The sequence below is a fragment of the Novosphingobium aureum genome (assembly GCF_015865035.1).
In the GTDB taxonomy this organism is placed as follows: Bacteria; Pseudomonadota; Alphaproteobacteria; order Sphingomonadales; family Sphingomonadaceae; genus Novosphingobium; species Novosphingobium aureum.
In genome coordinates, this window is sequence record NZ_JADZGI010000001.1 from 1,426,156 (window position 1) to 1,445,978 (window position 19,823).

The following is a 19,823-nucleotide window of genomic DNA, read 5'->3' on the forward strand; positions in this document are numbered from 1 at the left end:
ACGTTGCGCACGCGATCCAGTCGGGGACGCGCGCGCCTGGCCGGTCAGCGAAGGCCGATGTTCTTGAGGGCGAAGCGGATCTGGAACGAGTTGCCGCTGCGCGCATCGCCGTTCTCGATGTAGTCGCGCCGCCAGGTGAAGGCGATCTGCAGGCAGTCGTCCTCGTAGGCCGCGCCGATGCGGGTGCGCAGCGGCTGGAACCCGTCCGAACCGTAGAGCGGGTCCTCGCTCTCGTCGGTGAGGTTGATCACCGCCGAGCCGAACAGCGACCAGTAGTTGGCAAAGGCGACACGCCCTGCGGCGCGCACTTCCTCGCGGTCGCGCAAGTCCTCGACCCGGCCCAGTTCCGAATCGTCGGGCAGCACGGTCGAGTAGATGTTGCGGTTGAGCTTGGTGTAGCCGATCTCGGCATAGGTCCGGTTGTTGCCGATGACCGCGTCGAACTCGTTGCGGCGCACCGCGAGGCTGTCCTTGTCGAGACGAATGCGGTGGATGAAATTGACGAAGTCGCGGTAGCGCACTTCGGTGCGCGCCACGAAGTCGGAGACCTTTTCGCTGAGGCCGGTACCGTCGGGCAGCAAGGTGGGGTCGCTGTCGAGGCGGATCGACTGGCCGACCGTGGTGTTGATGCGCCAGCGCGGCCGCTCGAAGCTCCAGTCGAAGCCGTACGTGAAGCGTGCGCCGTCCTCGATCCGGTCGTCGCCGGGGAAGCGGTTGAGCGCAAAGAGGTTGCCGGTCTCCAGCTCGATCGCACGCGAATCCTCGTTGGGGATCGAGAGGTTGGGCACGCTGGGCGAGGCGACGATCTGGATGCGCGGGGTCAGCACCTGCGTGCCGCCGAAGATCTCGCCGACCAGCGGCCACTCGACGTCGATCGCACCCAGCGGAAGGCCGCGCGTCTGCCAGCCCGGTTCGCCGCGATAGAGCAGGGTCGGGGTCTCGTAGTTCTCGGAGGAGTGGTAGATGTCACCGCGCAGCAGCCCGGTGAGCGTGATCACCTGGCCCATGCCGGTGATGCGCCGACGCGTCCACTGGGCGCTGGCGATGGCGCGCTGCGTATCCTGCCCGTCGACACGGGTGACGACGTAGGAGTTGAGGCGGGTCTCGATCTTGCCGCCGAGCAGCGGGTCCTTGAACCTGCGGCGATAGTCGACGACCGGTGCCGCGACCGGGATCTGGCCCTGATCGCGCGTCGATTGCATGGTCTGCGTGGCATAGCCCGCAATCGAGAGGAAGCTGTCGGCATCGATGCGCTCGACGTCGACGAGCGAGCGCAGGCGGTCGTCGCGGCTGATGTCGTAGCGGCGCAGGAAGGTGCGGTCGGTCGCGCGGCGCAGCGAGGCCGTCACGCTCCAGTGATCGCTGAGCTGGAAGCGCCCGTTGGCGAAGATGTAGCCACGAAACGCGCTCTCGCCCAGGTTGCTCGGGTTCGAGCCGTAGATCGGGATGCGCTCGCTGGCCGTGGCATAGCCGGTGACCTGGTAGGCGCCCGAGCCGGTCAGCGCGCGATATTCGAGCGAGGCCATCGGCGCCGCTTCGGTATAGGCATAGACGGTACCGGTCAGATCGCGGTTCTCGTCGATCTTCCAGTAGTAGGACTGGTTGATCTCGATGCCGTTCGAAGGCGAGGAGCGCAGGTCCGGAATGAGAAAGCCGGAAACCGCGTCGCCGTCGGTCGAGATGGTGAGGCCCAGGAGTGGCAGCTGCACCGCCCCGAACAGTTCGAGGCGCGCATCGGTGAAGCGCACGCGCTGCTGCGTTTCGGAATAGACCACGCTCTTGGCGACCACGCGCCAGGTCGGCGTCTTGGGGCAGCCGTCCGAATTGGCGACAGCGCATCCGGTATAGGCCGCCTGGTTGAGGACGACGTCGCCGTTGCCGAGGCGCTGGCCGTCCTGCGCGGCGAGGCGTCCGCCCTCGCGCAGCACCAGCAGCAGGTTCTCGAGCATGCCGGTCTTGAGCTCGTCGGTCAGCTCGACCTTGTCGGTGAACAGCTGGTTGCCGTTCTCGTCGACCATGCGCACGTTGCCGCTCGCGGTGATCTCGCCGCTCTGCTGGTTCCACGAGACCGAATCGGCGCGCACCGACTGGCCGTCGCGGCGCAGCACGACATTGCCTGTCGCGGTGACCTGTCCGGCGTCGTCTCCCGAGCCTTGCGCATATTCGACGACGTCGGCCTCGAACGCGATCGGGACCGCGTCTTCGGTCTCGGGCGCGGGCTTGGGCGGCGCTTCGGTGATCGGCGCTTCCTCGGCAGGCCGGTTGAAATCCTGCGCGCTGGCGGCATCCGCCGGCACGAACGCGGCAAGGCCGCCTGCTATGACGAGCGCGAGAGCGCTGAGCGAGACGGGTTGCAGGCGGCGGGAAAAGGCGTGCAGCGAGGTCGGAACGGCCGGGAGCATGGCTTGCCTATCGCACCGCCCGTGCCTAACTGCAATCCATCGATGCGGCAAAGCGAACAGCATGGCGGTTCATTCCCGTGAGGCTGGCCAACGCGGCCCGCAATGAGAACAGAATTCAGGAGAATCCATGAAGATCCAGATCCTTGACGCGGCTACTACCCCGACCGCGCGCCTCGTCGCCCGCCTCGTCACCCAGGATTCGCTGCCCGCCGACCTCGAGCCGGTCCTGAGCGAGGGCGCGGCGATGGCCCGATTCACCGGCAAGCCGGGCCAGACCTTCGAAGGTTTCGCCGAGCGTTCGGGCAAGGTCGTGCGCGTCGCGCTGGCAGGTATCGGCAAGGCCGATGCCGAGGATCGCAAGGCCACGCTCGAGAAGGCAGGCGCCGCGCTCGTTGCCAAGTACCTCGTCTCGGGCGAGACCGCGCTGGCGCTGGACGTGTCCGACGCCGCGCTCTCGGCCGAGGAAGCGGTCGCGGTGCTGACCGGCGCCTGGCTGCGCGCTTGGCGCTGGGATGCCTACCGCACCACGCTAGCCGACGACAAGAAGCCGAGCCTCGCCTCGCTCGAGCTGGTCGGCGCGCCCGAGGGCACCCAAGCGCTCTGGGCGATCGAACAGGGCGTTGCCGAAGGCGTCGCCTTCACCCGCGAGCTCGTCACCGAGCCTGCCAACACGATCTATCCCGAGAGCTTCGTCGAGCGCTGCAAGGCGCGCATGGAAGGTTCGGGCCTCACCATCCGCGTCCTCGACGATGCCGAGATGAAGGAACTGGGCATGGGCGCGCTGCTCGGCGTCGCGCAGGGCTCGGTGCGTCCCGCGCGCCTGCTCGTGATGGAGTGGATGGGCGGCAAGGACGGGGACAAGCCGGTCGCCTTCGTCGGCAAGGGCGTCACCTTCGACACCGGCGGCATCAGCCTCAAGCAGCCCGGCGGCATGGAAGACATGAAGTGGGACATGGGCGGCGCCGGCGCGGTTGCGGGCACCATGCTCGCGCTCGCCAAGCGCAAGGCCAGGGCCAACGTCGTCGGCCTGTGCGGTCTCGTCGAGAACATGCCCGACGGCAATGCGCAGCGTCCCGGTGACGTCGTCACCACCATGTCGGGCCAGACCGTCGAGGTGATCAACACCGACGCCGAGGGCCGCCTCGTCATGTGCGACGTGCTGACTTACGCGCAGAAGACCTACGATCCCGCGCGCATCCTCGACGTCGCCACGCTGACCGGCGCGATCCTGGTCTCGCTGGCGCACGAATACGCAGGGCTGTTCTCGAACGACGACGCGCTTGCTGCCGACCTCGATGCTGCAGGCAAGGCCTCGGGCGACCGCGTGTGGCGCATGCCGATGGGCCCGGCCTACGACAAGCAGCTCGACAGCGCGATCGCCGACATGAAGAACGTGGGCACCCGCTTCGGCGGCTCGATCACGGCCGCGCAGTACCTCTTGCGCTTCATCGACAAGGGCCGTCCCTGGGCGCACCTCGACATCGCCGGGATGGCCTGGGCCGACAAGCCCGGCGCGACCTGGGACAAGGGCGCGACCGGCTACGGCGTGCGTCTGCTCGACCGCCTGATCCGCGACACGGCGGAAGGCTGAGGACGCGAAGGGGGCCGCGGCTGATGCGCGTGATGTTCTACCAGCTCAGCCGCGACCCCGCCCCGGCGGTCGTCCCGCTTCTCGCGAAGAAGTCGCTCGAGGCGGGCGAGCGCGTCCTCGTCGTCGCGGGCGAGGAAGCGCAGCGCAGCGCGATCTCGCGAAGCCTGTGGAGCCTCTCGCCCGAGAGCTTTCTCGCCAACGGCGATGCGCTCGAACCCCATGCCGAGCGCCAGCCGGTGCTGCTCTCCGACAAGGTCGAGCCCGCCAACGGCGCACGCTTCCTGTTCCTCGCCGATGGCCAGTGGCGCGAGGGCGATGCCAGCTTCGATCGCGTGTTCTACCTCTTCGACGCCGAGACCGTGCAACAGGCGCGCCAGGTCTGGAAGGACCTGCGCGGGCGCGAGGGGATCACCAAGGAATACTGGGCGCAGGAAGACGGACGCTGGGCCAAAAAGGCCTCGGAATAGGGCCGGGCTCTCGCTGTCCGCTTGAGCTTTTGTGCCGTGGAGAGCGGGACTTGCTTGCGCTCCGCTTTGGCGAGGAGGCAGCGTCGGCAATGCGCCCATGCGAGCGGTTCAATTGGGAGAATAGCCCTTACGTGAGCGGTCAGTCCGATTATAACTAAAGTTGGAGCAAAGACGCGGTTCAGGTCAGCGCCGTGGAACGGCAGGATCCTGCTAGTATTAGGCAATGATGCAAAAGCATTTCCTGAAACCGCACATCGTTAAACTTGAATTCACGGCATCAATCGATAATGTCATTGCGGGGCGAGACAAGGCCATCATGGAAATGACCGAACGAGCCAAAGCGGGAGGAGCGTAGCGTTATCGGGCCCTCGGATTGCGCGAGATATTTGGGCATGGGCAAACTCTGGGACTTACATCAATGAACGTGATGGCTTTTAGTCGGGGGATGGGGCGGGTTCTCGGACTGATCGGGAACGTGCTTGGCTACCTTGTGGTCTACACTATTGGTGCGGGTGTTTGCCTCGGTGCACTGGGTACGATGGCCGCCGAATTCTATCCGGGAGCGCCTCGTTGGTTCCTTTATGTTTTAGTCGTCGTCTCGTTGATCCCGCCAACTGTTGTGCTGTTCTCCCGACACAAGCGCATTGATGCACCGGAAGTCGAATACCAAGGGGCTGAGCGGATCATTTCGCACGGCGATCCCACGGGGGATTATACCCTCAAGGGCATTGCGTCGGACTTCGGCTCATTGGTCTGGGGCTTCTCTGCGCGGGTGATTGCGCTTGTGTTCAGCGTTGTCGTTCTGGGTGCACTGATCCTGACCGTCTATTATCTTTGGACCTCCATGACGATCCCCATTGCGATCATTTTCGGAGCGTGCATTATCGGCTCCTGCATCCTCACACTTCGCCGTTGAGCCATTTCACAGTTGATCAGTGGTTGCCGACTGACTACCTGCGCCAACGTTCGGGACGATATAGCGCTGATGCGCCAAGTTGCCGAGCCGGCGGCAAGTGGTCGCAAAGCCGGCAGCCTTGACCTGAGGGCTTAATGCTCGCGGCATGACCAGTGTCGGCGTAACCTGGCACTGCCTTCGTCGCGGCGCTAGAACGGCTTTTTGTGGTCGCTAGGCCTTGCAGCTGAACGGCTCTATCTCTGTATCTGCGCTCCAAACGCGACATTCCGCCACCGGCGCACATCCGCAGCCCCACTAACCCTACACGCTCTCAAAACCCCGCCATTTCGCTCTAAAATCCGCCAGTGTTGACCAGAGCACACGGAATCGTTCTAATCGCGCCCACAAGACAACGACAGACGGGGGCGGTGCAGGGCATGGCAAAGGCGGAACCGGCGAAGTTTTCCTTCGGCATCATTGGCGGCCTGCTGGCCGGCGTCATCTTCGACAATATCGCGCTCGGGCTGCTGATCGGCATCGTCGCCGGGGTGGGGTTTGCCAATTTTGGCGCGAAGGAAAGTGGCGCGGACGAAGAGGTCGAATGACTTCGCTCACGGCGATCGCGCTCAAGTTGACAGGGCGCGAGGCTGCGCACTAGGCGCTGGGGCAGGGCGCGGCGGCTTGCGCGCGTCCTCAGGGCAAGGGGCCGGCGGCATGACACCTCAGGAACAGCTTTCGCTCTTTGCCCGCGGCGTCGATGCGCTGGGCGGGGCAGGGGCGGCGGCGCGCACGCTCAGTTGTTCGCAAGGGGCGATCGAGGCGGTGCTCGGCGGCGAGACTGCGCTGCACGAGGGCTGGCTGCGCGCGATCTCGATTGCGCTGCTCGACCATGCCAACTTGTGCCGCGCGCTCGAGCGCGGGCTTTCGCCCGACTTTCCCTCCAACCTGCTCGAAGGGCAGGCGCGCGGCGCGGTCGCGCGCGGCGGGCGCGCCTGAGAGCCGTTCCTGCCGGATCGCGCGCCGTAGCGGCCTGATCGTGCGCCATCGCGGCGCAAGCTCTCCTTGCGGAGCGCCGCGAACCGGGCTAGTGGCGCGCGCAACCCATTACCCATCCCTTTTTCAAGGATTGAACCCATGGCGGTTACCCGCACCTTCTCGATCATCAAGCCCGACGCCACCCGTCGCAACCTGACCGGCGCCATCACCAAGATGCTCGAAGATGCCGGCCTTCGCGTCGTCGCCTCGAAGCGCATCCAGATGACCAAGGAACAGGCCGAAGGCTTCTACGCCGTCCACGCCGAGCGTCCCTTCTTCGGCGACCTCGTCTCGTTCATGATCTCGGGTCCCGTGGTCGTGCAGGTCCTCGAGGGCGAAGACGCCGTCAAGGCCAACCGCGACGTGATGGGCGCCACCAACCCGGCCGACGCTGCTGAGGGCACCATCCGCAAGACCTTCGCCGAATCGATCGAAGCCAACTCGGCGCACGGTTCGGACTCGGACGAGAACGCGGCGATCGAGATCGCCTACTTCTTCAAGCCCGAAGAGATCGTCGGCTGATCCGACCGGTCCGCAAGGCACCGAAATCGTGAAAGGGCCGTCCTTCGGGGCGGCCCTTTTCGTTTGCGCCCGGTCCGCAAGAGCAATGTCCTTGCATACCACACCGAGTGTGCATTTTTGCACGTATCCACGAAAAGGCGTACAAGAGAGCCTGGGAGAAGCGGACGGCCGCATTCTTGTCCGCTTCGGTCACTCACCAAGGGAGGACCGGGTCATGCGTGCTACCATCTATCTCGTCTTCGCGACGCTGTGCTATTTCGCGTTCTTTGCCGTGTTTCTCTATTTCGTCGGCTTCCTTGCCGGGCTGCCGTTCATGCCCGGACACATCGACAAGGGACCCGTCGCATCGCCCGGCGTGGCGATCCTTATCGATCTGGCGCTGGTCGCGATGTTCGGCATCCAGCACTCGGTCATGGCCCGCAAGCCCTTCAAGCAGGCGCTGACCCGCGTCGTGCCCCAGCCGCTCGAGCGCAGCGTCTACGTGCTGGCATCTTCCCTCGTGCTGCTTGCGGTCATGCTCTTGTGGCATCCGCTGCCGGGCGTGGTCTGGCAGATCGAGGCGCAGGGGCTGCGCATGACGGTCTGGGGCATCTTCGTCTTCGGCATCTCGATGGTGTTCCTCTCGACCTGGCTGATCGACCACTTCGAGCTCTTCGGACTGTCGCAACCCTGGCGCGAGATGCGCCGCAAGCCGGCGCAGCCACCGCGCTTTCGCACGCCGCTGTTCTACCGCTTCGTGCGCCACCCGCTCTATCTGGGCTTCCTGATCGCGCTATGGGCCGCGCCGACGATGAGCGCGGGCCACGTGCTCTTCGCCTTCGGCATGACCGCCTACATCTTCATTGGCGCGCGGCTGGAGGAGCGCGATCTCGCCGGACAGTTCGGCGAGACCTATCGCCAATACCAGCGCGAAGTCGGCTTCCTCGTCCACGGGGCGGGACGCCGCGGCTGAACACCGACGGGTTAGTTAAGGGTAATTAACTAAGCTAACCTGCCGGGACGGGGTATCTTTCCGGGAACGGGCCGCAGCGTGCCCGGGTGCGATGCAAGGCATGCGTCGCGTCCGGGCCATCGAGCGGCCGTTCAGGGGGGAAGTCAGATGAAGCTGGGTGGAACGTTCCTGTTCGTCGCCATGGTCTCGTTCGGAGCCGCCATGGCCATGTCGACCTTCGCGGCATCCGTGCCGGACGAGAGGCCGGTCGCTCTCGCCGCGCGCTGACCGGATTGCCAGAGCGCGCCAGGGTCCTGACCCTAGCCGCCGAATTCCATCATGGCCGCAAGCTTCTTCGGGGCGACCGCGCGCCAGCTGCGCTCGAGCCATTCGCGTACCTGCTCCCAGTCGAGCTCCTCGCGGTTGAGGATCACGCCGACCCAGCCTGCAGCGCCATAGTAGGCGGGCTTGAAATAGGCCTGCGGGCTGCTCTCGGCGAGGCCCTCGACCTCGTCTGCGCTCGAGGTCTTGGCGAGCAGCGCGACATGCGGCGTGCCGTGGTGCTGGTCGTTGAAATGGGCGAAGTACTTGCCGCCCACGCGCCAGCCCGGCGATCCATGCGATTCGCGCTCTTCGGTGCCGGGAAGCGCCAGCGCCATCTCGCGCAGGCGTGACAGCAGCCAGTCGGGATCGCGCTCGCGCGTGACCAGGCTTGCAAGGCAGCGCGAATAGAGCTGGTGCTCGGCGATGAGCACCCGCGCGGCGAGCGTGTCGGGGGTGTCGCCCGCGACGATGGCGACCGGGGTCTGTCCCAGGATCGGCCCGTCGTCGAGCTCGGCGGTGACGAGGTGGACGGTGACGCCGCCATGGCTGTCACCCGCCTCGATCGCGCGTTCGTGCGTATGCAGCCCGGTGTACTTGGGCAGGAGCGAGGGGTGGATGTTGACCATCCGGCCCTGCCAGCCCTCGACGAAGCCTGCGGTGAGGATGCGCATGTAGCCCGCGAGCGCGACCCATTGCGCGCCGCTGGCGCGGATGGCGGCATCCATCACCGCGTCGTGCTCGGCGCGCTTCATGCCCTTGTGCGAGTGGGCGAAGGTGGCGATGCCCTCGGCCTCTGCGAGCCTGAGACCCTTGGCCTCGGGATCGTTCGAGGCGACGAGGACGATCTCGTAAGGACAGTCGGCGGCGCGGCTGGCGTAGAGCAGGGCGGCCATGTTGGTGCCGCTGCCCGAGATGAGCACGGCGACTTTCGCCCTGGTCACGCCTGCCGGCACCTCGCCGACCTTGCCTTCGTCAGCCAAGGTGGATCGCTTCCCATGCCTCGCGCGCCGACCAGGTCTCGGCCGAGCCCTGCACGGTGCAGCCCTTTTCGCCCGGCTCGATCGCGCCGACGACGTAAACCGTCTCGCCAGCGGCCTCGAGTTCGGCCTGAAGCGGGCCGGCCTCGTCGGCGCTGACCGCGAGGATCATGCCGATGCCGCAGTTGAAGGTGCGCGCCATCTCTGCGGGCTCGATGTTGCCCTGGGCCTGGAGGAAGGCCATCAGGCGCGTCTGCGGCCATGCGCCCGCGTCGATGCGAGCGTGCAGGCTCTTGGGCAGGACGCGCGGCACGTTCTCGAGCAGGCCGCCGCCGGTGATGTGCGCGAGCGCGTGGATGCGCCCGGCGCGGATGAAGGGCAGCAGGCTCTTCACGTAGATGCGCGTCGGCGCGATCAGCGCGTCGATCAGCAAGGTGTCCTGGTCGAAGAGGGCGGGACGGTCCAGCTTCCAGCCCTTGTCCGCTGCAAGGCGGCGCACCAGAGAGTAGCCGTTGGAGTGTACGCCCGAGGAGGCGAGGCCGAGCAGGACGTCGCCCGCCTGGACCTTGTCGCCGGTGAGCTGCTCGCCGCGCTCGACCGCGCCGACGCAGAAGCCCGCGAGGTCGTAGTCGCCGGCCGCATACATGCCCGGCATCTCTGCGGTCTCGCCGCCGATCAGCGCGCAGCCCGAGATCTTGCAGCCCTCGGCGATGCCCGCGACGACGCGCTCGGCAACCCCGTTCTCGAGCTTGCCGGTGGCGAAGTAGTCGAGGAAGAACAGCGGCTCGGCGCCCTGCACGATAAGGTCGTTGACGCACATCGCGACGAGGTCGATGCCGATGTGGTCGTGGCGGTCGTGGTCGATCGCCAGCTTGACCTTGGTGCCCACGCCATCGTTGGCGGCGACCAGCAGCGGATCGGTGTAACCGGCCGCACGCGGATCGAAGAAACCGCCGAAGCCGCCTAGGTCGGCATCGGCGCCGGGACGGGCCGTCGACTTGGCGAGCGGGGCGATGGCTTTGACGAGCGCGTTGCCGGCGGCGATGGAGACGCCAGCCTGCTCGTAGGAGTAGCTCTTGGGTGAGTTATCGTCGGACATTGCGGCCGCATAGTGCTTTGTGACTTGGATTTCCATTCCCGTTTGGGCAAAAGGCCACCGGTTTCGATAATGACGATAAAGATTTTTCCCTCATCGCCGCGGCCTGACCGCAAGAAAGCGGTTTCCGGCAAGGCCTTGGGCCTCGGACTCGCGTTTGCAGGAGTCGCGGCGCTGGGGCTGGGCGGCCTTGGCTTTTCGCGCCTCGTCGCGCAGGTCGACGGCGATCGCGGCATCGCCCCGCTCGCCAGCTCGGCCGACATCGAGGTCGACAACATCCGCGTCGACGTGACCGCGAAGACCGGCGCCGAAGCCCGCACGAAGGGCTGGAAAGAGGCGCAGAAGCTGGCGTGGAAGAAGATCGGCGGGCCCGACATGCCGCTCGAATCGATCGACGCGATGGTTTCCTCGGTGGTGATCGAGAAGGAACAGGTCGGCCCGCACCGCTACATCGCGACTCTGGGCGTGATCTTCGACAAGACCAAGGCCGGACAGTGGGTCGGCAAGGGCGGCGCGATGGCGCGCTCGGCGCCGCTGCTCGTCATCCCCGTGCTCTATTCGGGCGGCGTGCGTCAGGTCTTCGAGGTGCGCGGCCCCTGGCAGCGCGCCTGGGCCGAGTTTCAGACTTCCGCGACTCCGGTCGATTACGTGCGGCCGACCGGGGCCGGGGGCGAATCGCTGATTCTCACCGCCGGGCAGCCCGGACGCCGCAGCCGCTTGTGGTGGAGCACCGTGCTCGGCCAGTTCAACGCCTCCGACGTGCTCACCCCCGTCGCGCGGCTCGAGCGCCAGTGGCCCGGCGGCCCGGTCAAGGGTACCTTCACCGCGCGCTATGGCCCCGACAACAAGTTCCTCGAGAAGTTCACGATGGACGCGCCGAGCGAACAGGCGCTGCCCGAGATGCTCGAGCGTGCAGTCGAGCGCATGGACGAGATCTACCGCGGCGCGCTCGCGCGCGGCGAGCTGACCCCCGATGCGACCCTTCGCGCCGGCAATGCCGAGCTCGACCGCGCCTTCGCGCAGCTGCGCGAGAAGCTCATGCCCGGTGGCGGCCCCGCGCCGCTGCCCGAGGCGCAGCTCGTGCCGCCCCCGCCGCAGCCCACCGTCACGGACAGTGCGCCTGCCGCTCCCGCAGAGACCGTCAACATCCAGTTCGCGACGCCCGATGCCGCCGCGCTCGACGCTGCGCTTGCTGCCGTGCGCGGAGTTCCCGGCGTGCGCGGCGCCTCGACCGTGAGCCTCGCCATCGGCGGGACCTCGGTCATGCGCGTCAACATGGTCGGCGGCAGCGAGCGGCTCGCCGCGGCGCTGCGCGGGCAGGGCTGGCAGGTTTCGGGTTCGGGCAATACGCTCCGGATCAGCCGCTGAGGCCTGCAAGGGAAGCCGTACCCATGCCCAGGCAGATCGCCCTCCCGCTGTCCGCTGCCAGCGACGCCCCGCCGCGCATCGTCGTGGGCGCGGCCAATGCGCACGTCGTCGATGCCCTGCTCAACCCCGAGGGCTGGCCGTTCCACACCGCCGTGCTCACCGGGCCGCCGCGCTCGGGCAAGTCGCTGCTCGCCCGCTGGTTCGGCGACAGCCGCGCGGGCGAGGTGATCGACAATGCCGAGACCATCGACGAGCAGGTGCTGTTCCACGCCTGGAACCGCGCGCAGGAGAGCGCACGGCCCCTGCTGATCGTCGCCAACCGGCCGCGCGGCACCGAAAAGGGCCAGTGGCAGGTCGCGCTGCCCGATCTCGCCTCGCGTCTGGGCGCCGCGCTCGACCTCGAGATCGACGCGCCCGACGACGAGATGCTCGGCGACCTCATCGCCGTCCACGCCGAGATGCGCGGGCTCGTTCTCGACCCCTCTGCCACCTCGTACCTTGTACCCAGGGCCGAGCGTAGCCATCTGGGCGCTGAACGCCTGGTCGGGACCATCGACCGGCTCAGTCTGGAGCGCAAGCAGCCGCCGACACTGGCGATCTGGCGCGATGCTCTGGCCGAAGTCGGGGGTGGCCGCGAGGGGCAAGGTTAGGTCCCGCGCGCTCGCAAGTTCGTCGCACGCTTGCAACACGCGCCGTTTGATGGGAAAATCGGGCCGATGTTTGGAAATCTCGTCCGCTACCTCGACTCCGTCGTTGCCCGCGATCCCGCGCCCCGTTCGCGCTGGGAAGTGCTGCTCTATCCGGGCGTGTGGGCGCTGTTCTACCACAAGATCGCGCACCGCCTGTTCAACGCGAAGCTGTTCTTCCTCGCGCGCGCAGTGAACCACTTCTCGCGATTCATGACCGCGATCGACATCCATCCGGGCGCGACGATCGGGAAGAACTTCTTCATCGACCACGGCTTCACCGTCATCGGCGAAACCGCGACGATCGGCGACAACGTCACCATCTACCAGTGCGTCACGCTGGGCGGCTCGAACCCCACCAATGGCGTCGGCGGCAAGCGCCACCCGACGCTGGAAGACAACGTCATCGTCGGTTCGGGCGCGCAGATCATCGGCCCTGTCACCATCGGCAAGCGCGCGCGCATCGGCGCCAGCGCGGTGGTCACCGAAAGCGTGCCCGAAGGCGCGACGATGATCGGCGTCAAGGCGCGCTCTACCCTTGTCTCTGCAGAGACTTACGCGAAGAAGTTCATGCCCTACGGCACGCCTTGCAAGGAGCCGTGCGAGCCCGCGCCCAACCAGCGCGTCGACGAACTCGAAGAGCAGATCGAGATGCTGCGCCGCCAGGTCACCGCTCTCGCCAGCGCCGCCGAGGAAGAGGCGCGCGCGCGCAAGGCCGCCGAACTCGCCGAGCCCGCCTGCAAGGGCGTCTGAACGCGATAGTGTCGGGACCCGTCGGAAATTCCGGATCGCCTGGCGCCAGCGTCGTCGCCTTCCCGGGCAGGCAGGCCCAGCAGGTGGGCTTCGACCGCTACGAGCTCCAGAAGATCCTCGATCTCTACGGCCGCATGGTCGCAGCCGGGTTCTGGCGCGACTACGCCATGGACTTCGACAAGGACGCCGCCCACTTCTCCGCCTTCCGCCGCGCCGCCGAACGCCCGCAGGCCCGCGTCGAGAAACGCCCCGCGCTGCGCGCCCGGCAGGGCATGTGGACGCTCTTCGGCGAATCGGGACAAGTCCTGAAGCGCGGCCACGAACTGCCCGGCGTGCTCGCCGTCCTCGAACGCAAGCTGCTCAAGGTGGTGGACTGACGGCGCTGCGGCAGGGCTAGATCAGGCGAAGACCTGACTGGCGCTGAGCGTCTCAGTCTGCGCGCGCGTGATCTCGCCGACGATTATCAGCAGTATGAGGGCTGCGCCGGCGAGCAGGCTGAAGCCGATCAGGTCGGACGGTCCGTGAAAATCCGAGCTGTTGGAGAGACGGGTGATCGCGCCGCCGACAAGCCACAGGCCCCACCAGATCTTGACGCGGATGTCTCCTGGCCCAGTATCTTCGACGCGGGCGCGATGGCTTGTATTCCACAACTCGCGCATCGCGCGGTAGGGATTGAACAGCAGGGCGACGGGCACGAAATACCAATAAACCGAGGCTGCAGGCGTAAATTCCAGATCCTCGAAGCCCGCAGCAACGAGGTTGGCGTGGGCACGGTAGCTCCAGAGGCAGAATGTCACGACGCACGCGATGAACAGCGCGATGACGAGGAATATGGCTAGCGCGCTGCTTAATATGAGCGGGTGCTCGAAGTCCTCGAGGTCGATGCCCATGAGCATGGCGCTGCTCAGGCTGGAGGCCGTGAAGGCCGTTAAGGCAATGTAGGCAATCAGCAGCAGCTTGAGCACGCGGGCGCGGCCTTCGAGCACGCGCAGGCCGCGGTTGAGGTCCATCTGGGCCAAGGGACGGTTCCTTTCGTGTCGAGGGTGGTCAGGCTGCAGCCGGAAGGCGCGCGGTCCAGTCGCCGGGCAGCATTGAAAGTACCGCGCGGCGCAGGGTTGCCCAGAATACCGAGAGTCCGAGGAGCGCGCCGCCGATGACGAGCGTGGTCAGTGCCATCGTTGCACCGACAGAGCCGAAGTGATTGAGCAGGCTGAACATGGCGGCAAGGACGTAAGCGAGCGCCGAGACCAGAAGGGCGCGCCTGTCGACGGTGAGCGCGACGAGCGCAAATATGAGATAGATCGCCAGCACGCCGAGCCCGGTTGCCATGGTGATCTGCCGTCCGCCTAGCACGCCCATCCAGTAGAACAGCGGGTGCGCGAGGAGGGGGGCGGCAAGCAGATGCAGCCAGAAGGCGATGTCGGCGCGCTGGGTGCGGCGCTGCGGGTCCGAAAGGTCCCAGCGCATCGCGAATGCGAAGACCGCGATACCGCAGACGAGCGCTGCGGGCGCGATCACCGGGTTGGCCTCGATGCTCTGACCGCTCGCAGCACCGACGGCGCCAAGGGCGAGTGCAACCAGCCCACCGATGCCTGCGGCGATTGCAGCGGCGACCCGAAAGCGTAGCCAGTGCGCGAGCGCTGCGAGCGATGCCGCGAGCCCGGCACAGAGCATCATCACCGCTTCCTGCCAGGGATAGCGCACGTGTTCGGTCCAGCTGTTCGTCTCGCCCTGCCATTGCCAGGTATGGACGATGTCGTGGGTCGGGAGCAGGGTGCCGGCTATGCCCCAGGCGCAGGCGCCCGCGCCCAGCACGAAGGCCGCCAACAGTACCAGCGAGGGCAGGGCCATCCGCCGCTTGCGGGTGAATATCTCGGCCATGAGCCAGCAGGCCACGGCGACGAGTAGCCCGCCCAGCCAGGGCATCGCGGAGGTCTTCACGTTAAGTGCGGAAAAGATCACCAGCCCGCAGGCGATGGTGACGAAGATATCATTGAAGCCCGTGACGAGCCGCACGTTCTCCTCGTCTGCGACCGGCATCGCACGCAACCGTGCGACGTGCGCGTGCAAGGCCTGCGCTGCCTCCTCGCTGAGCACACCGGCATCGACCGCCGATTGCAGCTCTGCTTGTGAATACATCCTTGATTTTCCCCGCTCTCTGTTCAGCGAGCGTGTGACAGAGCGGTAGGGCGGTCAACCGGCTTGTCGCGAATTAACCGTCCGGTTTCAGGATTCTGTGCAAGGCTTGGTGCGATTGTTCCATGCCGTTCTCGAAGGGGCGCACCGCGCTCGGATCGCTGATTTTCGGCCAGGCGGCCGCGACGGCTTCTGCGGTGCAGGCATCGCCTTCGAGCAGGACGCCCTCGTTCATGGTGACGAAGCCGCTCTGGAAGACCCCGCCCGCAGCTCCCACGATCGCGTCGCTTGGCGCATCGCGCGAGACGAGGAAGATCGCGGCGGGGACGACGGTGTCGGTGCTGAAGGCGGCGTAGGCTTCCTCGGGGAAGATGTCGGCGGTCATGCGCGTGCCCGCGGTGGGGGCGATGGCGTTGACGCGGATGTCGTACTTCGCGCCCTCGAGCCGCAGCGTGCGCGCGAGGCCGAGCACGCCCGCCTTGGCCGCGCCGTAGTTGGCCTGTCCGAAATTGCCGCCGAGCCCGGTCGAGGAGGTGGTCATCAGGATGCGGCCATAGCCCTGCCGGCGCATCGTCTCCCACACCGCCTTGGTGGCATAGGCGCTGCCCATCAGGTTGACCCGCACGACCGCGTCGAAATCGGCCATGTCCATCTTGGCGAAAGTGCGGTCGCGCAGGATTCCGGCATTGTTGACGAGCACGTGGACGGCGCCCCAGGCCTCCAGCGCTCGCGCGGCCATGGCCTCCATCTGCGCGAAATCGGTGACGTCGCCGGTATCGGCGAGCGCCTCGCCGCCCATCGCGCGGATTTCGCGCGCGACCGCCTCGGCAGGCGCGATCGCGGTTTCGGCCCCGCTGTCGCTGTCGCTGTCGCTGCCACTGCCGCTGCCGCTGCGCGCGGTGCCCAGGTCGTTGACGAGGACGCGCGCGCCGCGCCGGGCAAGTTCGAGCGCATAGGCGCGGCCAAGGCCGGTTCCCGCGCCGGTGACGATGGCAACCTGGTCGGTGAAGTCGAGTGGCATCGATGTCTCCGCTGAGCGATTGCAAGGGGATGACAGCACGAGAGGGGGCGATCAACGGGAAAGCGTGTCAGAGCGGCTTGCTCCCGCGCGCCAGCGGGGCCATAGGCGCACTTTACCGAATCTGCCTGTTCCAGCGAAAGGCCCTGTGATGAAAGTCCGCGTCCACGTCAGCCTCAAGCCCGGTGTCCTCGATCCGCAGGGCCGCGCGATCCATCACTCGCTCGAGGGCCTCGGCTTCTCCGGCGTCAACGATGTGCGCGCCGGTCGCCTGATCGAGCTCGACGTCGCCGACGCGACCAGCGACGAGGCGCTCGACGAGATGTGCCGCAAGCTGCTCGCCAACATGGTGATCGAGAACTACCGCATCGAGAAGGTTGCAGCCTGATGGCTTTCCGCTCCGCCGTCATCACCTTCCCGGGCTCCAATTGCGACCGCGACATGGCGGTGGCGCTGGAGAAGGTCTCGGGAACCGCGCCGCTGCGTGTCTGGCACGGCGATGCCGAGCTGCCCGATGGCCTCGACTTCATCGCGCTTCCCGGTGGCTTCTCTTATGGCGACTACCTGCGCTGCGGGGCGATCGCCTCGCGCTCGCCGGTCATGCAGGCGGTGATCGCCGCCGCCGGCAAGGGCGTGCCCGTGCTGGGCGTGTGCAACGGCTTCCAGGTGCTCACCGAAAGCGGCCTGCTGCCGGGCGCGCTGCTGCGCAACTCGGTGATCCGCTTCGTGTGCCGCGACGTCACGCTCAAGGTGGAGAACGCCAGCTCGCTGTTCACCGCGGGCTATAGCGCAGGGCAGGAGATCTCGATCCCGGTCGCGCACCATGACGGCAACTACTATGCCGACGATGCGATGCTCGACCGCCTCGAGGGCGAGGGCCAGGTGGCCTTCCGCTACGCCGAGGACGTCAACGGCTCGGCGCGCGGCATCGCGGGCGTGCTCAACGCGGCGGGCAACGTGCTGGGCATGATGCCGCACCCCGAGCGCGCCATCGAGGCGACGCATGGTGGCACCGACGGCCGCGCACTGTTCGAGAGCGCGATCAAGGGCCTCGTTGGGGCCTGAGGCGGGGTTGGAGCGCTTGGTCGCTCCACTGTCCTTGCAGACAACGAAAAGGCGGCGAAGCAGATCTACTGCTTCGCCGCCTTTTTCGTTCGGGTCTTGGCTGAGAGGGCTCAGGCGACCTGCTGGCGGGCAAGGTAGTGGCGGCTGGAGAACAGCGCCTTGGCATCCCCAGCAGCCATCGGACGGCCGAAGAAGTAGCCCTGGATCTTGCGGCAGCCCAGTTCGCGGATCATCTCGACTTCGCGCTCGGTCTCGGCACCCTCGGCGGTGGTCGACATCTCGAGGCTGTCGGCCATGGCGACGACGGCGCGGATGATGGCAAGGCTTTCCGGATTGCCAGCCGCCGCGCCCTGCACGAAGGAACGGTCGACCTTGATCGTCGAGAAGCGCACCTTGCGCAGGTAGCCGAGCGAGGAATAGCCGGTGCCGAAGTCGTCGAGCGCGATGCCGCAGCCCAGCGCGAGGATCTTCTCCAGTTCCTTGTGCGCCTTGGTCGCGTCACGCAGGAAGATACTTTCGGTGACCTCGATCTCGAGCCGGTGCGCAGGCAGGCCGGTGGCCGCAAGCGCGGCAACCACGCTGGCCGAGAAGTCGGTGCCCAGAAGCTGCTCGCCCGAGACGTTGACCGCGATGCGTACGTGTTCGGGCCAGTTCATCGCCTCGCGGCAGGCCTCGTTGAGCACCCATTCGCCGATCGGCACGATCAGGCGCGTGTCCTCGGCGAGCGGGATGAACTTGGCGGGGCTGACGAAGCCGTGTTCCTTGCTGTTCCAGCGCACCAGTGCCTCGAAGCTGACAACGCCCTCGGTTCCGGCATCGACGACCGGCTGGTAGTGGAGCACGAACTCCTTCTTCTCGAGCGCGGCGCGCAGCGAAACTTCCAGCTGGCGGCGTTCCTCGGCGAGGGCATGCAGCGCGGGCTCGTAAGCCTTGTGCGCATTGCCGCCCAGATCCTTGGCCTGGTGCAGCGCGAGGTCGGCGTTGCGCATCAGCGTCTCGACGGTCTCGCCGTCGCGCGGGCCAAGCGCCGAGCCGATCGAGGCACCGACATAGAGCGTGTGGTTGTCGACGAGATAAGGCTCTGCAAGGCGTTCGATGATCCGCTTCGCCGTGGTCTCGACATGCTTGGAGGCGGAGGCGTCACGCAGCACGACTGCGAACTCGTCACCGCCCAGGCGTGCGCACATGTCGTGCTCGCCCATCTCCTGGCGCAGGCGCTGCGAGACGCGCGCAAGCAACTGGTCGCCGACCTGATGGCCGAGCGTGTCGTTGACCGCCTTGAAGCGGTCTAGGTCGATCATCAGCACCGCGCAGCGGGCGCGGAACTGGGCCGCCCAAGCCAGCGCATCGCTCAGGCTTTCGTTGAGCTGGGTGCGGTTAGGCAGGCCGGTGAGGGTATCGTAGCGGGCCAGATGCGCGATCTTGTCCGAATTCTCGCGCGCTTCGGTGACGTCCGAGCCGACGCCGCGGAAGCCCTCGAAGTTGCCGTCGTCGTCGAGCTTGGGGGTGCCCGAAAGCTCCCACCAGCGCTGCTGTCCGGCGATGTTGACCTGCACCGCGAGGTTCGAGAAGCTTTCCTTGCGCTTGATGCGGTCGGCAAGGTCGCGCAGGCTGGGGGCGATGTCGCCGCTCTGCCAGCTGGCGCCAGCAATCAGTTCGATGAAGGGCGTGCCCGAGACGCTGGCAGCATCGCGTTCGAGCGCGAAGGCGAAGCGCGGCGAGACCGAGCGTACGCGGCGCGCGGTATCGATCTGCCACAGCCAGTCGGCATCGCCTTCCTCGTATTCGCGCAGGAGCAGCGAGACCACTTCTTCCTTCTCGACGAGGCCGGTTTCGGCAATGCGTGCAGCCATGTGGCGGCGCGCGCCTTCGGTCGCGCCGATCGCGACGGTAAGGATGAAGGCGCCGGTGATGAGGCTCATGCCCCAGTGGCCCGAGTAGAGGAACAGCCCGGTGGCGCTGCCGCCGACGATGGCGGTGAAGATCAGTGTTCCCAGCGGCACGGCGGCCGCCAGCGCTGCAGAGGCGGTCATCAGGATCGATAGAACCGCCCAGATCTCGAGCTGGACATGGAAGGCAAGGAACGGCCCGAAGCCAACGAGGGGAATCGACCAGACCAGCGCATTGACGAGAGAGCGCAGCCTCTGCGCGCGGATTTCGCTGCGCGCCAGAGTGCGCATGTCGGCATCGCTCAGCGCCATGTCGTGATTGTGGCTGCGCCACAAGGTCAGGCCCAGCAGCAGAACCCAGGCCGCGAGCGCGAGGGGCGGGATACCACCCCAGGCCAGCGCGACGACGCCGATCCCGGCCGCCACCTGGCAGGCGAGGCGCGACTTGGTCGCCTGCGCCAGGCTTGAGTACTGCATCCCCCTCAGGCGAACCCAGTCGCCGTCCTTGGGGTCGACCAGGCCGAGCAGCGCCATTACCGGCAGGTTGCTGGGCAGGGTCTTCGAGCTGTCTTGCGCTTTGGTTGTCACGCAAGCAGGCCTAGCAAAGACCCGTTAGCGAGGAGTAAAGGAACCGAAACCATGTCGGCGATGCCGACAAGCCGTTTTGC

Annotated in this window: 20 protein-coding genes; 13 read left to right on the top strand and 7 right to left on the bottom strand. The window is 66.7% G+C overall.

Annotation, left to right across the window (positions count from 1 at the left end):
* Positions 1–44: 44 nt before the first annotated feature.
* Positions 45–2,402 (bottom strand): LPS-assembly protein LptD, encoded by a 2,358-nt coding sequence (locus I5E68_RS06710; protein ID WP_197162296.1) that lies wholly within the window; start codon positions 2,400–2,402, stop codon positions 45–47.
* A gap of 127 nt (positions 2,403–2,529) precedes the next feature.
* On the opposite strand from I5E68_RS06710, the gene I5E68_RS06715 reads away from it, so the two are divergent.
* The 7 genes from I5E68_RS06715 to mddA all read left to right on the top strand — a co-directional run bounded on the left by I5E68_RS06715 (position 2,530) and on the right by mddA (position 7,864).
* Positions 2,530–3,993 (top strand): leucyl aminopeptidase, encoded by a 1,464-nt coding sequence (locus I5E68_RS06715; RefSeq protein WP_197162298.1) that lies wholly within the window; start codon positions 2,530–2,532, stop codon positions 3,991–3,993.
* Positions 3,994–4,016: 23 nt separating this feature from the next.
* Complete coding sequence (locus I5E68_RS06720; RefSeq protein WP_197162300.1) at positions 4,017–4,460, top strand: DNA polymerase III subunit chi; 444 nt, start codon at positions 4,017–4,019, stop codon at positions 4,458–4,460.
* A 418-nt stretch (positions 4,461–4,878) separates the two neighbouring features.
* Entirely contained in the window at positions 4,879–5,376 is a 498-nt protein-coding gene (locus tag I5E68_RS06725) for a hypothetical protein (RefSeq protein ID WP_197162302.1), read from the top strand.
* 416 nt (positions 5,377–5,792) lie between these two features.
* Positions 5,793–5,960: a hypothetical protein gene (locus tag I5E68_RS06730; RefSeq protein WP_197162304.1), complete on the top strand. Its 168-nt coding sequence runs from the start codon at positions 5,793–5,795 to the stop codon at positions 5,958–5,960.
* Positions 5,961–6,069: 109 nt separating this feature from the next.
* Positions 6,070–6,351 (top strand): hypothetical protein, encoded by a 282-nt coding sequence (locus I5E68_RS06735; protein WP_197162306.1) that lies wholly within the window; start codon positions 6,070–6,072, stop codon positions 6,349–6,351.
* Between the two features lie 138 nt (positions 6,352–6,489).
* A complete protein-coding gene (ndk, locus tag I5E68_RS06740) occupies positions 6,490–6,912 on the top strand; it encodes a nucleoside-diphosphate kinase (protein WP_197162308.1) in 423 nt (140 codons plus the stop codon).
* Between the two features lie 214 nt (positions 6,913–7,126).
* Positions 7,127–7,864 carry a methanethiol S-methyltransferase gene (gene mddA, locus I5E68_RS06745; protein ID WP_197162310.1) on the top strand — a complete coding sequence of 246 codons (738 nt, stop codon included), beginning with the start codon at positions 7,127–7,129 and terminating at the stop codon, positions 7,862–7,864.
* 299 nt (positions 7,865–8,163) lie between these two features.
* Here the strand turns inward: mddA and purN are convergent, their stop codons facing one another.
* Together purN and purM are read right to left on the bottom strand one after the other, a co-directional pair.
* Positions 8,164–9,060 carry a phosphoribosylglycinamide formyltransferase gene (gene purN, locus I5E68_RS06750; protein WP_370463757.1) on the bottom strand — a complete coding sequence of 299 codons (897 nt, stop codon included), beginning with the start codon at positions 9,058–9,060 and terminating at the stop codon, positions 8,164–8,166.
* Positions 9,061–9,139: 79 nt separating this feature from the next.
* Positions 9,140–10,243, bottom strand: coding sequence for a phosphoribosylformylglycinamidine cyclo-ligase (gene purM / locus I5E68_RS06755; protein WP_197162312.1), 1,104 nt, complete (start codon positions 10,241–10,243; stop codon positions 9,140–9,142).
* A 69-nt stretch (positions 10,244–10,312) separates the two neighbouring features.
* On the opposite strand from purM, the gene I5E68_RS06760 reads away from it, so the two are divergent.
* The 4 genes from I5E68_RS06760 to I5E68_RS06775 all read left to right on the top strand — a co-directional run bounded on the left by I5E68_RS06760 (position 10,313) and on the right by I5E68_RS06775 (position 13,424).
* Positions 10,313–11,608, top strand: a complete 1,296-nt coding sequence (locus I5E68_RS06760; protein WP_370463731.1) for a heavy-metal-associated domain-containing protein — start codon at positions 10,313–10,315, stop codon at positions 11,606–11,608.
* Between the two features lie 23 nt (positions 11,609–11,631).
* Positions 11,632–12,258 carry a P-loop NTPase family protein gene (locus I5E68_RS06765; RefSeq protein ID WP_197162314.1) on the top strand — a complete coding sequence of 209 codons (627 nt, stop codon included), beginning with the start codon at positions 11,632–11,634 and terminating at the stop codon, positions 12,256–12,258.
* 66 nt (positions 12,259–12,324) lie between these two features.
* Positions 12,325–13,047, top strand: coding sequence for a serine O-acetyltransferase EpsC (gene epsC, locus I5E68_RS06770; RefSeq protein ID WP_197162316.1), 723 nt, complete (start codon positions 12,325–12,327; stop codon positions 13,045–13,047).
* Between the two features lie 5 nt (positions 13,048–13,052).
* Positions 13,053–13,424: a DUF2794 domain-containing protein gene (locus I5E68_RS06775; RefSeq protein ID WP_197164641.1), complete on the top strand. Its 372-nt coding sequence runs from the start codon at positions 13,053–13,055 to the stop codon at positions 13,422–13,424.
* Between the two features lie 21 nt (positions 13,425–13,445).
* Here I5E68_RS06775 and I5E68_RS06780 read toward each other — a convergent pair whose 3' ends face one another.
* The 3 genes from I5E68_RS06780 to I5E68_RS06790 all read right to left on the bottom strand — a co-directional run bounded on the left by I5E68_RS06780 (position 13,446) and on the right by I5E68_RS06790 (position 16,204).
* Positions 13,446–14,057, bottom strand: a complete 612-nt coding sequence (locus tag I5E68_RS06780) for a DUF4328 domain-containing protein (protein ID WP_228727087.1) — start codon at positions 14,055–14,057, stop codon at positions 13,446–13,448.
* A gap of 37 nt (positions 14,058–14,094) precedes the next feature.
* Positions 14,095–15,186: a hypothetical protein gene (locus tag I5E68_RS06785; protein WP_197162321.1), complete on the bottom strand. Its 1,092-nt coding sequence runs from the start codon at positions 15,184–15,186 to the stop codon at positions 14,095–14,097.
* 73 nt (positions 15,187–15,259) lie between these two features.
* Positions 15,260–16,204, bottom strand: a complete 945-nt coding sequence (locus I5E68_RS06790; RefSeq protein WP_197162323.1) for an SDR family NAD(P)-dependent oxidoreductase — start codon at positions 16,202–16,204, stop codon at positions 15,260–15,262.
* A gap of 148 nt (positions 16,205–16,352) precedes the next feature.
* On the opposite strand from I5E68_RS06790, the gene purS reads away from it, so the two are divergent.
* Positions 16,353–16,589, top strand: coding sequence for a phosphoribosylformylglycinamidine synthase subunit PurS (gene purS / locus I5E68_RS06795; protein WP_197162326.1), 237 nt, complete (start codon positions 16,353–16,355; stop codon positions 16,587–16,589).
* Positions 16,589–17,266, top strand: coding sequence for a phosphoribosylformylglycinamidine synthase subunit PurQ (purQ, locus tag I5E68_RS06800; RefSeq protein ID WP_197162328.1), 678 nt, complete (start codon positions 16,589–16,591; stop codon positions 17,264–17,266). The genes purS and purQ overlap by 1 nt, the downstream gene beginning before the upstream one ends.
* A gap of 110 nt (positions 17,267–17,376) precedes the next feature.
* Here the strand turns inward: purQ and I5E68_RS06805 are convergent, their stop codons facing one another.
* Positions 17,377–19,689, bottom strand: coding sequence for a putative bifunctional diguanylate cyclase/phosphodiesterase (locus I5E68_RS06805; protein WP_197164642.1), 2,313 nt, complete (start codon positions 19,687–19,689; stop codon positions 17,377–17,379).
* Between the last annotated feature and the right edge of the window lie 134 nt (positions 19,690–19,823).

Excerpts from the sequence above, each read along its gene's own strand:
- I5E68_RS06710 (WP_197162296.1), bottom strand. The coding sequence starts at position 2,402 with ATGCTCCCGGCCGTTCCGACCTCGCTGCACGCCTTTTCCCGCCGCCTG.
- I5E68_RS06715 (WP_197162298.1), top strand. The coding sequence starts at position 2,530 with ATGAAGATCCAGATCCTTGACGCGGCTACTACCCCGACCGCGCGCCTC.
- I5E68_RS06720 (WP_197162300.1), top strand. The coding sequence starts at position 4,017 with ATGCGCGTGATGTTCTACCAGCTCAGCCGCGACCCCGCCCCGGCGGTC.
- I5E68_RS06725 (WP_197162302.1), top strand. The coding sequence starts at position 4,879 with ATGAACGTGATGGCTTTTAGTCGGGGGATGGGGCGGGTTCTCGGACTG.
- I5E68_RS06730 (WP_197162304.1), top strand. The coding sequence starts at position 5,793 with ATGGCAAAGGCGGAACCGGCGAAGTTTTCCTTCGGCATCATTGGCGGC.
- I5E68_RS06735 (WP_197162306.1), top strand. The coding sequence starts at position 6,070 with ATGACACCTCAGGAACAGCTTTCGCTCTTTGCCCGCGGCGTCGATGCG.
- ndk (WP_197162308.1), top strand. The coding sequence starts at position 6,490 with ATGGCGGTTACCCGCACCTTCTCGATCATCAAGCCCGACGCCACCCGT.
- mddA (WP_197162310.1), top strand. The coding sequence starts at position 7,127 with ATGCGTGCTACCATCTATCTCGTCTTCGCGACGCTGTGCTATTTCGCG.
- purN (WP_370463757.1), bottom strand. The coding sequence starts at position 9,060 with ATGGCCGCCCTGCTCTACGCCAGCCGCGCCGCCGACTGTCCTTACGAG.
- purM (WP_197162312.1), bottom strand. The coding sequence starts at position 10,243 with ATGTCCGACGATAACTCACCCAAGAGCTACTCCTACGAGCAGGCTGGC.
- I5E68_RS06760 (WP_370463731.1), top strand. The coding sequence starts at position 10,313 with ATGACGATAAAGATTTTTCCCTCATCGCCGCGGCCTGACCGCAAGAAA.
- I5E68_RS06765 (WP_197162314.1), top strand. The coding sequence starts at position 11,632 with ATGCCCAGGCAGATCGCCCTCCCGCTGTCCGCTGCCAGCGACGCCCCG.
- epsC (WP_197162316.1), top strand. The coding sequence starts at position 12,325 with ATGTTTGGAAATCTCGTCCGCTACCTCGACTCCGTCGTTGCCCGCGAT.
- I5E68_RS06780 (WP_228727087.1), bottom strand. The coding sequence starts at position 14,057 with ATGGACCTCAACCGCGGCCTGCGCGTGCTCGAAGGCCGCGCCCGCGTG.
- I5E68_RS06785 (WP_197162321.1), bottom strand. The coding sequence starts at position 15,186 with ATGTATTCACAAGCAGAGCTGCAATCGGCGGTCGATGCCGGTGTGCTC.
- I5E68_RS06790 (WP_197162323.1), bottom strand. The coding sequence starts at position 16,204 with ATGCCACTCGACTTCACCGACCAGGTTGCCATCGTCACCGGCGCGGGA.
- purS (WP_197162326.1), top strand. The coding sequence starts at position 16,353 with ATGAAAGTCCGCGTCCACGTCAGCCTCAAGCCCGGTGTCCTCGATCCG.
- purQ (WP_197162328.1), top strand. The coding sequence starts at position 16,589 with ATGGCTTTCCGCTCCGCCGTCATCACCTTCCCGGGCTCCAATTGCGAC.
- I5E68_RS06805 (WP_197164642.1), bottom strand. The coding sequence starts at position 19,689 with ATGGCGCTGCTCGGCCTGGTCGACCCCAAGGACGGCGACTGGGTTCGC.